This is a genomic window from Brevundimonas goettingensis, assembly GCF_017487405.1.
GTDB classification, from domain to species: domain Bacteria; phylum Pseudomonadota; class Alphaproteobacteria; order Caulobacterales; family Caulobacteraceae; genus Brevundimonas; species Brevundimonas goettingensis.
In genome coordinates this window covers 2464145-2476896 of record NZ_CP062222.1, presented here as the reverse complement: position 1 = coordinate 2476896, position 12752 = coordinate 2464145, and the positions used below count along the sequence as shown (strand labels likewise).

Annotated in this window: 10 protein-coding genes; 3 read left to right on the top strand and 7 right to left on the bottom strand. The window is 68.2% G+C overall.

Annotated elements, in window-relative coordinates:
* The first annotated feature begins 1 nt into the window (after position 1).
* The gene (locus IFJ75_RS12090; RefSeq protein WP_207868440.1) at positions 2–1621 is read left to right on the top strand and encodes an SDR family oxidoreductase; all 1620 of its coding nucleotides are present in this window, start codon (positions 2–4) and stop codon (positions 1619–1621) included.
* Here the strand turns inward: IFJ75_RS12090 and IFJ75_RS12085 are convergent.
* Positions 1618–2619, bottom strand: coding sequence for a DUF6607 family protein (locus tag IFJ75_RS12085; protein ID WP_207868439.1), 1002 nt, complete (start codon positions 2617–2619; stop codon positions 1618–1620). The two genes, IFJ75_RS12090 and IFJ75_RS12085, sit on opposite strands and share 4 nt — an antisense overlap.
* A gap of 21 nt (positions 2620–2640) precedes the next feature.
* The gene (locus IFJ75_RS12080; RefSeq protein WP_225896802.1) at positions 2641–4950 is read right to left on the bottom strand and encodes a TonB-dependent hemoglobin/transferrin/lactoferrin family receptor; all 2310 of its coding nucleotides are present in this window, start codon (positions 4948–4950) and stop codon (positions 2641–2643) included.
* 147 nt (positions 4951–5097) lie between these two features.
* On the opposite strand from IFJ75_RS12080, the gene IFJ75_RS12075 reads away from it, so the two are divergent.
* Positions 5098–5595, top strand: coding sequence for a hypothetical protein (locus IFJ75_RS12075; RefSeq protein WP_207868438.1), 498 nt, complete (start codon positions 5098–5100; stop codon positions 5593–5595).
* 12 nt (positions 5596–5607) lie between these two features.
* Here the strand turns inward: IFJ75_RS12075 and ychF are convergent, their stop codons facing one another.
* From ychF to IFJ75_RS12050, 5 genes are all read right to left on the bottom strand, one after another.
* Positions 5608–6708 (bottom strand): redox-regulated ATPase YchF, encoded by a 1101-nt coding sequence (ychF, locus tag IFJ75_RS12070; protein WP_207868437.1) that lies wholly within the window; start codon positions 6706–6708, stop codon positions 5608–5610.
* A gap of 87 nt (positions 6709–6795) precedes the next feature.
* Positions 6796–7278, bottom strand: a complete 483-nt coding sequence (locus tag IFJ75_RS12065; RefSeq protein WP_207868436.1) for a copper chaperone PCu(A)C — start codon at positions 7276–7278, stop codon at positions 6796–6798.
* 7 nt (positions 7279–7285) lie between these two features.
* Entirely contained in the window at positions 7286–8626 is a 1341-nt protein-coding gene (locus IFJ75_RS12060) for a PepSY-associated TM helix domain-containing protein (RefSeq protein ID WP_225896801.1), read from the bottom strand.
* Positions 8627–8643: 17 nt separating this feature from the next.
* The gene (locus tag IFJ75_RS12055) at positions 8644–10710 is read right to left on the bottom strand and encodes a TonB-dependent receptor family protein (RefSeq protein ID WP_207868434.1); all 2067 of its coding nucleotides are present in this window, start codon (positions 10708–10710) and stop codon (positions 8644–8646) included.
* A gap of 67 nt (positions 10711–10777) precedes the next feature.
* Positions 10778–11167, bottom strand: a complete 390-nt coding sequence (locus IFJ75_RS12050; protein WP_207868433.1) for a DUF2946 family protein — start codon at positions 11165–11167, stop codon at positions 10778–10780.
* A 127-nt stretch (positions 11168–11294) separates the two neighbouring features.
* Here IFJ75_RS12050 and IFJ75_RS12045 point away from each other — a divergent pair, with 127 nt between their 5' ends.
* Positions 11295–12746 (top strand): DUF4139 domain-containing protein, encoded by a 1452-nt coding sequence (locus tag IFJ75_RS12045; RefSeq protein WP_207868432.1) that lies wholly within the window; start codon positions 11295–11297, stop codon positions 12744–12746.
* Positions 12747–12752: the final 6 nt, after the last annotated feature.

Sequence of the window (12752 nt, the reverse complement as noted above, 5' to 3'; positions counted from 1 at the left end):
CGTGACCCGCGTCCTCGTCATCGGGGCGGGCGGCGTGTTCGGCTCGCGGCTGGCGAGGGGGCTGGTGCGCGACGGGTTCGAGGTCGTGGTCGCGGGGCGAAGCCTTGCGCGTGCAGAGGCGACGAAGGCCGAGGTCGGGGCGGCCTCGGCGGTCGCCCTGGACACTCGCAGCCTGACGCCTGCCGACCTGATGGCAACCGGGGCCTCCATCGTCGTCGATGCGGCGGGGCCGTTCCAGGGCGCGGAGCCGCGTGTGGCCAAGGCGGCCATCGCCGCAGGGCTCCACTACGTCGATCTGGCCGATGGGCGGGACTTCGTCGCCGGGTTCGGCGCGCTGGATGAGGCGGCCAAGGCGGCCGGGGTCACAGCCCTGACCGGCGCCAGTTCCACGCCCGCCCTGTCCAATGCCGCGCTCGACGCCCTGACCGAAGGCTGGACGCGGATCGACTCCGTCGAGGCCGCCATTTCGCCGGGCGCGCGGGCGCCGCGCGGCCGGTCGGTGACCGAGGCCATCCTGTCCTGGCTCGGACGACCCGTGCGGGTGTTCGAGGGCGGAGACTGGACCGAACGCGCGGGGTGGGGCGTGGTCGTGACGCGCGACTTCGGCCCGGCGGGGCGGCGGCGCCTGTCGCTGTGCGAGACGCCCGATCTCGACGTGCTGGCGGAGCGGTTTCGTCCAACCGACCGCGCTCTGTTCATGGCCGGGCTGGTCCCCGGCTTCGCCCATTGGGGCGGATGGCTGTTGGCGAAGTTGGTCAATTTGACCGGCGCCGACCCCCGATCCTTGACCGGTTTGGTCATCTTCCTCTCACGCCTCGCCGCCCCATTCGGAAGCGACATCGGCGCCATGCGGGTCGAGGCCACGGGGCGCGACGGAGGGGGCCGGGCGGTGCGCGCCGTCTGGCTGCTGATCGCGCCGCCCGGCGTCGGGCCGGTGACGCCCGGCATCCCCGCCGTCACGGCGGTAAAGGCCCTCGCGATGGGGCGGATGCAGCCGGGCGCCCGGGTCTGCGTCGGCGAACTGTCGCTCTCGGAACTGGAGGCGGAACTGGCCCGGCATGGGATCACGACCACGACGACGGTGGAGCCGTCCTCCCTGTTCGCCCGCGCCATCGGTCCGGCCTTCGATACCTTGCCGACGCCGATCCGGGCCCTGCATGAGACGACCGGCGCATCGTTGTGGCGCGGTCAGGCCTCTGTCGATGGGGCGGCCAATCCGGTCGCCGGTCTGGTCGCGCGGGTGTTCGGCTTCCCGCGAGCAGGGCAGGGCGTGCCGGTCGAGGTCCGGATCGACGCTGACCGCGACCGTTCGATCTGGCGGCGTGAGATCGGCGGCAGCCGGTTTCGGAGCCGGCTCTCGTTGCCGGGGTCCGGCGGGCGGGTGGTGGAAAGCTTCGGCCCCTGCGCCTTCGATCTGATCCTGACGCCCGAGGACGGCCGGTTGGTCTATCGGGTCCAGGGCTGGCGGCTTCTGGGTCTGTCGATGCCGAGGGCCTGGGCGCCGACCACCGTGACCCACGAAAAAGAAGACGCCGAAGGCCGGTTCGCCTTCGACGTCGAGATTGGCCTGCCGGTAGCGGGCCGAATGGTCCGCTACCGGGGCTGGCTGGAAGCGGTCTAGCGAGCCGTGGCGGTCGCGATGATGGTCTTGGCCTGGTCGATGGCCGCCGCCGTGGTGACTTCGCCGGACTGGACCTTTTCGGCCAGGTCCATCAGCGGGGTCCCGGTGACGGCGCCGGTCTCGGCGACTTCCTGGACGCGGACGCCGCCGTGGGCCGCGATGGCCGCGTCCCACAGGTCGCGCACCGCCGCCCAGTAATCCTTGGTCGCGGCCCAATAGTCATCGCCGGCCTTGGGATCATAGCCGTCCCACTTGCGGTAGGTGTTGATCACATCCTCCTGGACGACGGCGACGGGGTCGCCGTCGTCACCCTGGCCGGCCTGCATCTTCATATTGTCCTGGATATGCACCCAGCCGACCGGGGTCAGGGCGTGGCGGTTTACGCCCAGATAGCGATCGTAGACCGGGTGACGCACGGCGTCGCGGCGGGCCAGGGGACGCCAGGTCGGGCCGCTGGTCCAGACGGCCATGCCGTTGTCGTAGCTCCACTTTCCGACGCCGCCGTAGCGCGGGGAATCGTCCGTCTGCCACACCGTCTGGGACCAGGCGCCGGCGCGCTCGGCCTCGGGCACGTTCGACAGCGTCCACTCGCCCGGGCCGGCATAGGTCAGGACGGTGGCGGGCTGGTAGGTCCAGTCCTCGCGCCAGTGTTTGACGACGATCGACTGGCCCTCGTGCTCCATCACCAGGATGTGCTGCAGGCTGATCTTGTCGCCGTGGTCGTAGACGACCCGAACGATTTCGTTGCCGGCCGAGTCGTGGGACTCGACCGGGGTGTAGCCCGCCAGGAAGCTGACGTTCTCACGGAAGTCGAAGCGGACGCGGAACTGGCCCGCCTCCGCCAGGATCGACTGCCGATCCCGCTCGAACGCGCTGGTGGGCGCGGTCGCGGCGGGGCCGGCCGTCTGGGCGACTGCCGCGACGGGCGCAGCGGTGGCGAGCAGGGCCGCGGCGATCATCAGGGCGCGCATCGGAACCTCTTCAATCTTGATAGTCATTCGCATCATCTCCCGTCGCGCTTACAGACGCAAGGACAGGGAGATGCCGATGTTGCGGCCGGGCTGGGTGTAGGCATTGGCGGACAGGGGATCCATGATGCCGACGGCGGTGGTGGCGGGATCCTGAACCCGGGCGACGCCGCGCACATCGCTCCACCAGCTGTAGGTGGTGTCGAACACGTTGAAGACGCCGACGCGGGCCGTGACCTGATCTGTGACGTTCCAGTGGGCGGTGAGGTCGACAATGGCGAACTCCTCATTGACCAGGCAGCCGACGCCGGTGGCGCCGTAGCAGGTCAGGCCGTTCGTATCCGCATGGTCCTTGCCGGCCGACCAGGTCAGCAGGCCTTCCACGCCCCAGACGCCTGTCGGGGCGTTATAGCCCAGCCCCCAGACAAGCTTGATCGGGTCGATGGTCGGCAGGGCGGTCTTCACCCCGGCGTTGGTCTGGTCGCCGTCCGCCCAGGCGCCGGCGAAGCGGGCGTAAAGGCCGTTGTCCCAGTCCACATTGGCGCGCGCCTCGAGGCCGTGAACCTCGACGCTCGCGTAGTTGACGAACTGGAACACCGCCGGATTGGTCGGGGTGAAGTTGCCCGACACCTGCTGCTGGCTGATGAAGTCGTCATAGTCGGACTGGAAGGCGACCAGCTGGGTGGCGAGACGACCGCCGAACGCGTTGATGTCGCGCAGGCGCACGCCCAGTTCCACGCTCTGGCTCGTCTCGGGACGCAGGTTCGGGTTGGGGATCGAGGTGTAGCCCGAGGAGACGTTGGTGAAGCCGTTGTTCACCTGGCTCGGGGTCGGAGCCTTGAAGCCTTCCGCGAAGTTGGCGAACACCTGGAACTGCGAGGTCGCCTGCCAGACGACGCCGATCTTCGGCGAAAGGTGATCGCCGTCCTGGTCGGCGCGTGTTCCGACGTACAGGGGGTCGTTGTCGGTGGACAGCTCATAGGCGTCGTACCGCAGGGCCGGGATGATGCGCAGGGCGCCGCCCGCCAGTACGATCTCATCCTGCACAAAGGCGCCGGCCAGGGTGTAGTCGGTCTTGGGGAAGGGGCTCGTCGGGAAGGTCTCGCCGGCCGGCGGCACCGTGCCGTCACGAATGCCTTCCTGGGTCGTTTGCGACCAGTCGCCGCCGAAGGTGACGCGGTTCTCGAAGCCGCCCGCGGCGAAGGTCTTACGGGCCCAGGCCGAGGCGCCGAACACCTTGTTGTTGAACTGGTTGTCGCGGATCCGGTCGGTCAGGACGCGGTCTTCATAGGTGTACTGGCGGGTCGTGGCGTCCTGGCCGTAGACCGAGACCTGACCCTGATCCAGACCGAGGCTGTCCGAGAAGCGCCAGTCCAGACCGACGCGCTGACGTTCTGTCTTGTCGTTGGCGGTCAGGCCGAGAACGGCCGTGGCGGCTGTCGGGGCGGTGGCGGCGACGGTGCGGGCCGTGCGGCCGCTGAGGACATTGTAGTCCGACTCGGACTGGAAGCCGTCGTAGGTCAGGCGCAGGCTCTGGTTCGGGGCGAAGTCCCAGACCAGCTTGGCCAGCAGGGCGTCGGACTGATTGTCCTGCGGGTTGGCCAAGGTGCGGTTGGCGTAGGTGACGCCGCCCGTCGAGGTGATTTCCTCGCCGGTCGTGTCGCCGTTGGTCTCCGTCTCGGAGGAATCGCGACGGGTATAGGCCAGCATCCCCGAGACCGCGCCCGCGCGACCGGCGACGGCCAGGGACTCGGTCATGCCTTCGTCGGCGGAGTTGTAACCGACGCGGGCGAGGGCGCCGAAATTCCGCCCCCCGGTCAGAAAGTCTTCCGGATCCTTGGTGGTGAAGCTCACAGCCCCGGCGACGCCGTCCGAGCCATAGAGGGCCGAGGCCGGACCGCGCAGGATCTCGACCGACTTCATCAGGTCCAGATCGGAATAGCCGCCGCGGCCGACGCTCTGGGCGCCGAAGACGAAGCCGTCGGGCTGGCGCACGCCGTCCACGATCATCAGGACGCGGTCGCCGCCGAGGCCGCGGATGGTGAAGCCCTCGTTGCCAGCGCGGCCGGAGGTGCCTTGCGCGGCGCCGAAGCGGGCCGGCTGGCTGATGACGCTGACGCCCGGCTCGTACTTCACCAGATCCTTGATGTCGGTGAACAGCAGACGCTCGATCTCGGCGGCGCTGTAGACGCTGACGGTGGCGGGAACCTCGTCGACCGGGGTCGCGGTGCGGGTGGCGATAACCGTGACCGGCGCGACCTGGGTGGCCTGATCCTCGGGCGCGGGGCCTCCGGTTCCGGCCTGGGCCGAACCGGCGACGAGGGCGGCGAGCCCCGCTGTGATCATGAGGAGGTTGCGCATGTTTATGGTCCCGCTTGAGAGAGGGATCGCATTTACTGCGAACGATTATCAGAATCAACCGCAACAAATGCAAGGTCTTTGCCGGGGCCGTGAACGGCTACGCTCCGGACGCGTTGGGCTGCGATGAAACATGCGGTTCTTTGTTTGATGCTGGCAGGTCTGGCAGGTCTGGCGGGCTGCGACCGGTCACGCGTCAATCCGCCGACGGAACCGGCCAAGGCGATCACCTCGCCGATCGTGGATGCGACGGCGGAGGCGCCGTCGGATTCGATGGCGCCCCTGATGCCGGGCACGGGGCCGACCAGCTTCATCGGCCGCTGGAGCGCCGATCCGGCCCTGTGCGCAGCGCCGCAGGGGAACAGGCGTCCGCTCGAGATCACCACGATGCGGTTCGAGGGGCCCGAGGGCGGCTGCGACATCGCCCGTATCGATCAGGTCACGGGGGGTTATCAGGCGACCCTGTCCTGTCCCGCGCCGAACGGTGCGCACGTCGAGCGGGTGCAAATGTCCGTGGTCGGCCAGACGCTGGACGTGGCCTACGTCGACCGACGGGGTCCGGACGGGACGCCCCGGTCTGTCAAACTGCTGAAATGCACGACCCTGACCGATACGGCGTCGAAGGCGCCGTCCCTGCCTGTGCCGTAACGCTCGAAAGGGTCAGCTGAACAGGAAGTTCATCACGTCGCCGTCCTTGACGACATAGGACTTGCCTTCGGCGCGCAGCTTGCCGGCCTCGCGCGCCTTGGCCTCGCCGCGCAGGGCGACGAAATCCTCATAGGCGATGGTTTCGGCGCGGATGAAGCCCTTCTCGAAATCCGTATGGATGACGCCGGCGGCCTGGGGCGCGGTGTCGCCGATATGGATGGTCCAGGCGCGCGCCTCCTTGGGGCCCACGGTAAAGTAGGACTGCAGGCCCAGCAGGGCGTAGGCCTCGCGGATCAGGCGGTTCAGGCCCGGCTCGGACAGGCCCAGGCCTTCCAGGAACTCGGCCTGTTCCTCGGCATCCAGCACGGCCAGCTCGGCGTCGATCCTGGCCGAGATGACCACCGACTTGGCATTGTCCTCGGCGGCGCGTTTGGCGACCAGATCCGACAGTTCATTGCCCTTGTCGGCCGAGCCCTCGTCGACATTGGCGACATAGAGGGCGGGCAGGGACGTCAGCAGCTGCAGCATGTCCCAGGCCTTGCGGTCCTCCTTGGACACGTCGGGCAGGGCGGTGCGGGCGGGCTTGCCGGCGTTCAGCTTCGACAGGGCCAGATCGACCAGCTTGAGGCTGAGCTGGCTGTCCTTGTCGCCGCCCTTGGCGCGCTTCTCCATCTGGACGCGACGGCGTTCGAGACTTTCGAGATCCGCCAGCATCAGTTCGGTTTCGATGATCTCCAGGTCCGAGATCGGGTCGATGCGGTTCTCGACGTGGGTGATGTCGTCATCGACGAAGCAGCGGGCGACGAAGGCCACGGCGTCGCAGTCGCGGATATTGGCCAGGAACTGGTTGCCCAGACCTTCGCCCTTGGACGCGCCGCGCACCAGGCCGGCGATGTCGACGAAGGTGATGCGCGACGGAATGATCTCTTTCGAGCCCGCGATCTCGGCCAGGGCGTCCAGACGCGGTTCCGGCACGGCGACGTCGCCGGTGTTCGGCTCGATGGTGCAGAACGGATAGTTGGCCGCCTGGGCCGCCGCCGTCTTGGTCAGGGCGTTGAAGAGGGTGGACTTGCCGACGTTGGGCAGGCCGACGATCGCGACTTTCAGAGCCATTGGAATCCTGGTGAGGTTGGGCCTCGAATAAGGCGCGAGCCTTTAGACGGTTCGAGACCGTTTGTCAGGCTCGGCCTGCAACGAAGCCTATTTAGGCAGACGCACCGGGGCCTGGACCGTCATGGCCGGGGTGTCGGAGAAGGTCAGGGTCAGGGGCACGGCCGAGCCCTCGACCAGGGGGCCGGTCAGTCCCATCAGCATCAGATGCTTGCCGCCGGGCTTCAGCTCGACCTTCTCGCCGCCCTTGAGCGGCAGGCCGCCGGCCATCTCCGACATGTTCATCATGCCGTTGGCCATGCTCATGTCGTGGACCATGGCGTTGGCCGCCAGCGGCGTGGCGACCCCCGTCATGGTGTTCTCGTGCGACGATTTGATCGTCAGATAGCAGGCGCCGGCCTGGGCGCCGTTGGGCGTGGGCCGGCACCAGGGATCGGTGATCTCGACCGTGGCCTTGACGCCGTCCGTCTCGATCGAGGCGGTGGTCGAGTTCTTCTTGCCCGGATGGCAGGCGCCCAAGGCGAGCATCGGCGCCAGAAGAGCAAGGGCGATCACGGTCGGTTTCATCGTCATGGGCATCTCAATAGGCCAGTCGGCGCGCCGCGCAAACCGCCCGATCCACAAGAAGCGCCACTATAAGGCTGAGACCCGTGAGCGGGTAGAGAATAGCCAACGGCAGGACGATGCCGAGGACAGCGGCGCGGACGCGAGGGTTGGGTGGAACTTCCGGTGTGCCGATCCGGCCTTTTGACAGTTTCGGCGGGCGGCGCTTCCACCACATGACGATCCCGCTGATCGACAGAACCCAGATGGCGATGCAGCCGCCCAGCATCAGATAGCGGTTCATCCAGCCGTATTGCGTACCCTGATGGACGGCGATGCCCCATTCGAAGGCCTTTGCGCCCACGCCGAACTGACCCCAGCGCAGGTCGGCCCCAACGGCGCCGGTGGCGCCGTCAATATAGACAATACGGGTGTCCTCGACGTGCTGGATCACGCGTGACGCGGTCCAGCTGAGCGACGGGTCCGCCGGGATGGAGACGGTGTAGGGGCGGGGCAGTCCGCGACCATCGGCCGCTGTGACGACGGTCGAAAGACGGGGGGCGGGACGCGCCGTGGCGTGATCGCCCGGCATGACCATCCCCTCCATTGTCCATCCGACACCGACAGGCGCGTTCTGGTGGTCGGCGTGGGCGAAGGCGCCCGCGGGCGGTTTGGGCCGGCCTAGGCCGTTGTCCTTGACGAAGGCCATGTACTGGTCACCCCAGAAGGCCGACCACGGCATGCCGGTTACCACGAGAAAAGCGATCACCGCCCCTGCATACAGGCCGGTGACGGCGTGCAGGTCCCGCCAGAACGGACGGCGTCCGGGGCTGCTTGCTCTGACCGCCACAACACCCACGTCCCGTCCGCGAGGCCACCAGAGGAAGACGCCGGTGCAGACCAGAATGAGCGCCCAGCCCGCGACGATCTCGACCAGATAGTTGGCCCATGGACCGATGAGGGTCAGGCTGTGCAGTTGCTTGACCGTCTCCATCACCCCGCCGAACGGGGTGACGCCGATGAGCCGGGCGTCATGAGGATCGACAAAGGCCGTACGCTTGCCGCCGTCGGGCAGATTGACGGTCAGGCGCACCGCTTCATCGGATGGGGCCGGGACGACGAGGTTGGCGACCTTCCCGCCTGTCCCCGTCTCAGCAGAAACCACCCAGCGATCGGGCGCTGTCGTAGACGGACTGGCCTCGACATGAGCCATGCGGCCATAGACCAGGCCGTCGATCTCGGTCTTGAACAGATAAAGCCCGCCGGTGAGGGCCATAAGCATCAGGACCGGCAGCACCAGAATTCCGGCGTAGAAATGCCAGCGCCAGACCGCGCGATACGGACCAGACAGGCCGGGGGATGTTTCGGGAATCGTCATCAGTCGCATCCTCCGGATCAGAACGAGCGACTGACGCCGACGAAGACCGAACGGCCCTCGCCGGGGAAGAAAACGGCGGTCGAAACCGTCGGCAACCGGGCGTTGGTGACCGCGCTGAAGTTCGAGATATAGCGCTCGTCGGTCAGGTTGCGGACGTCGAGGAACAGTCGGACGCCTGTTGTGGACGTCCACCCGGCATTCAGCGACGCCACGGCGTAGGACGGCGCCTTCAGCGTGTTCTGATAGTCGACCCAGCTGTCGGCCATCGACCACTCGAGCGACGGGGCGACGAACCAGCCCTGTGGGGCGTCATAGCGCAGTTCGGCCCGGTAAAGATGCGGCGGCACGACCGGCAGGTCCCGGTCGCCATAGTCCGCGTCGCCGTCGAAATGGAAGTCGGAAAAGGCATAGGTTTGGCGCAGCCTCCAACGGGGCGCGAACCGCCAGTCGAGCCCGGCCTCGATACCCTGATGCGTGGTCGGACCGGCGTTGAAGGTCGCCGGCAGGCCCCGGGCCGGATCGGCGACGAAGTTCAGCAGTTCGTGCTCCAGCCTGGCCCGGTAGACCGAGACGTCCCAGGTGAAGGCGCCGTGCTTGCCCCGAACCCCGGCCTCGTATGTCACGGCTTCCTGCGGAACCAGCGGTTTGAAACCCGCCGCGTCGGGCGACAGGGCCGAGAAGTTCGGCGGCTCCACCGATCGGGTGACGTTGGCATAGGCCTGGGCGCCGCTTTCGGATTGCCACAGCAGACCGAGACGCGGGGCGAACCAGTCGTACGTCTTGCCCGTGGTCAGGTTGAAGGTCGTCGAGACGCCGGGGATGACAAAGCTCTGATAGTCGCGTTCGGCCCGGCCGTATGAGCCGCCGGCGACCAGGGCCAGCCGGTCGGTGACGAACAGCCGCCCCTCGGCGAAGACATCGAGGCCCGTGGCGTTCTGACGGCTTTGCGCCGTATGGGCGCCGTGCGATCCAGCGAGGTTGATCCACTGATTGGCGTCCAGATCGCCCGAACGGTACGAGACGCCGTAGAAGGCGTCCGCCGTTTTACCGAACGCCTGTCCGGTCCAGTCCAGACGGCCGAAGACGCCGTAGTTGCGGCTCTGTTGGTCGACGACCTGGAAGATGGGGTGGTCGAGGTCCTTCCAGGTCCCGTAGATCCCGCCTTCGAAGACCGTCTCCTCATTCAGCCGCCAGCGGGTCTGCAGGGTCGAGCGCATCGAGGCCATGTCGCGCTGATAGGCCATGGCCTTGTTCGTGGCGTTGGCGGCGGGCGGCCTGGTCAGGGCGTCGGACAGGCTGACCGAGCCCGGGATCTCCTGATGGACATAGCCGCCGGAGACATAGAGCCGGACTTCGCGGTCCTCGCCGAAGCGGCGGCCGATGTTGAGGGAGCCGTACTGCTGCTGGCCGTTCGACTGGTCACGCCAGCCGTCGGCTTTCTGACCGGTCGCGGCGACGAAGACGTCCCAGTCGCCATAGGTTCGCGCGACCTCGGCATGGGCGCGCAGCGTGCCGAATGAGCCGCCATCGATGCGGAAGGCGTCTTCCGCCCCTGCCGTCCGGCCGGTTGGCGTCACCAGATTGATCGCTCCGCCCAGCAGGGCGCCGCCGAAGCGCAGGGCGTTTCCGCCCTTGTAGACCTCGGTGTAGCGGGCGATCGACGGGTCGATCAGCTGGAAGTCGCCGAAGCCGTCGGCCTCGTTGAACGGAATCCCGTCCTGGGCCAGCAGGGTCCCGCGGTTATGGCTGGAGTTGCCGATGCCCGAGCCGCGGATCGACAAGCGAATGTCGCCGCCCCACTTCTTCTCCGCATAGACGCCCGGCACGTCGCGCAGGACGTCGGCCAGGTTGGGCGCATAGCGGTCGCGATAGGATTCGGCCGAGACCACGGCGACCGCGCCGGGTGTCCGCGACAGCCGCGCGCGGGTCTCGGCGACCACGGGCGGGTCTTCGGGATTGCGGGCGGCGGTGACGATGATCTCGTCGAGGCGAGTGGCCTGATCGGCGCTTTGGGCGTGGGCCGGGGGGGGGATGAGCGCGGCAAGCAGCAGCGCGCAGGGCGCCGCGGAGGTCTTGAGAAGCATGAAGGTTCGAGGTCCTGAACAGGAATGGGCAGGCGCGAGGGCTCGCGCGGAGGGCGTCAGTCGAGGTTCAGGCGAGGGGCGGTGCGGTGGACGGCGGGCGAGGCGGGCCGCGGGCCGGGGGCGTCAAGCGCGGCGCCTCGGCGATGAAGACCGAGGCCGGCCGGGTCGTGGGCGCGGCGGCGACCGTGACCAGCGGCGGCTCGGGCAAGGCGATCGACAGGGCGAGAAGACAGGCGGCGCACTTGACCCCCATCATCCCCTTGCCGGGCAGAGGATGTCCGGTTTCATCGACCGCGACCGTCTGGAGGCCGTCGGCCGAACAGTAAACCGGATGGCCGGGCGTCGAGGCCGCAAGGGCCGCGAACGGCATCAGGCTGCCGAACGTGATCGCGAACGTCGCGGCCAAGAAGGCCAGCGAGCGCCGGATGGACCAGTTGTCGGCCTGGGAGCGGTTCACGGTCCCCGCCTAGCCGATCCGCCGCACTCTGCAAAGGCGGCGAGGGGCCGCGCCGGAACAGGGCCGGGTCGCCTCGACAGTCGAGCAGGGCCGTGGGAGGGTCTGAAATCAGTCTGGAGTCGTAAACATGCCCGACCGCCGCAACCTGTGCCTGTCCGCCGCCGGCCTCGGCGCCCTGATCGCGACGCTGGGCGGTCCGGTCCTTGCCCAGACCGCCGCGGTCCAGGACGGCTCCGGCGGGCCGGATCACGTCTCCCTGACCATCTATAATCAGGACATCGCCCTAGTGGAGGACACCCGCTCGCTGACCCTGCCCGCCGGCCGGTCGCGGCGCGAGTTTCCGGGCGTCTCCGCCAGTATCAAGCCCGAGACCGTGGGCCTGACCGGCCAGGGCCTGTCGGTGGTGGAGCAGAATTTCGATTATGACCTTCTGACCCCGGACAAGCTGATGCAGTCGGCGGTGGGGCAGGAGATCGGCATCGTCCGCACCAACCCCGGCTCGGGCGCCGAACAGACCCAGCGCGCCCGCGTCCTGGCCGCCAACCAGGGCGTGGTCCTGGCTGTCGACGGCCATGTCGTGGTCCTGCGCGACGACGGCGTGCCCACCCGGGTGGTGTTCGACCGTGTGCCCGAGAACCTGCGTCCCCGCCCGACGTTGAGCGTGACGCTGGAGGCCGACCGGGCCGGACGCCGCGACGTCGGCCTGACCTATCTGACCACCGGCCTGCAATGGAAGGCCGACTATGTCGCCCGCTTCGACGAGGCCGCCGGCAAGCTGGATCTGACCGGCTGGATCACCCTGACCAATCGCTCGGGCGTGACCTTCTCCAACGCCGACACCCGGGTGGTGGCGGGCGACGTCGCCCTGATCAACGACACGGGCAATGGTCGCAGCTACCGCCCGCCCCAGCAGCGCACGACCACCGTGCGCGGCAACGGGACCGAGCAGGGCCAGGCGCAGGGTCTGGCCGACGTCTATATCTATCCGCTGCCCGAGCCGGTGACCGTGGCCAACAACCAGACGAAGCAGGTCGGGCTGATCGACGTCTCGGGCGTGCCGGCCGCCAAACGCTATCTCTATGAGGCGGACAGCTTCACCACTGAGACCGAGCCGCAGGCGGCCGATGTCGCGGTGATCTTCTCCAACAGCCGGGCCTCGGGCGTTGGGACACAGCTGCCGGCGGGGGTGGCCCGGGTCTATGTCAACGACGCCTCGGGCGAGCCGCGCTTTATCGGCGAGGATCAGGTGGCCCACACCCCCGCCGGATCGGACATCGTGATCACCACGGGTCAGGCCTTCGACGTCACGGTCCAGCCGCGCGTCGTCTCCTCCATCAGCGCACCCAAGCCAGCCTACTACCGCTGGCGGACGCGGTTCGAGATGGAATACATGGTCCGCAACGCCCGGCCCGAGGCGACGACGGTCGAGGTCCGCCAGCATGGTCTGGGCCGCAACACTGAACTGGACGACCAGTCGATCCCGGGCGAGCTTCAGGACTCCAATACCATCGTCTGGCGTGTGCCGGTCCCGGCCAATGGCGAGACGGTCCTCAAGGCCGTCGTGACCACCGGCGGCTGATCCGCC

Bases quoted from the DNA above. Each gene is read 5' to 3' on its own strand.
- IFJ75_RS12085 (WP_207868439.1), bottom strand. From the start codon at position 2,619: ATGACTATCAAGATTGAAGAGGTTCCGATGCGCGCCCTGATGATCGCC.
- IFJ75_RS12080 (WP_225896802.1), bottom strand. From the start codon at position 4,950: ATGCGCAACCTCCTCATGATCACAGCGGGGCTCGCCGCCCTCGTCGCC.
- IFJ75_RS12075 (WP_207868438.1), top strand. From the start codon at position 5,098: ATGCTGGCAGGTCTGGCAGGTCTGGCGGGCTGCGACCGGTCACGCGTC.
- ychF (WP_207868437.1), bottom strand. From the start codon at position 6,708: ATGGCTCTGAAAGTCGCGATCGTCGGCCTGCCCAACGTCGGCAAGTCC.
- IFJ75_RS12065 (WP_207868436.1), bottom strand. From the start codon at position 7,278: ATGACGATGAAACCGACCGTGATCGCCCTTGCTCTTCTGGCGCCGATG.
- IFJ75_RS12060 (WP_225896801.1), bottom strand. From the start codon at position 8,626: ATGACGATTCCCGAAACATCCCCCGGCCTGTCTGGTCCGTATCGCGCG.
- IFJ75_RS12055 (WP_207868434.1), bottom strand. From the start codon at position 10,710: ATGCTTCTCAAGACCTCCGCGGCGCCCTGCGCGCTGCTGCTTGCCGCG.
- IFJ75_RS12045 (WP_207868432.1), top strand. From the start codon at position 11,295: ATGCCCGACCGCCGCAACCTGTGCCTGTCCGCCGCCGGCCTCGGCGCC.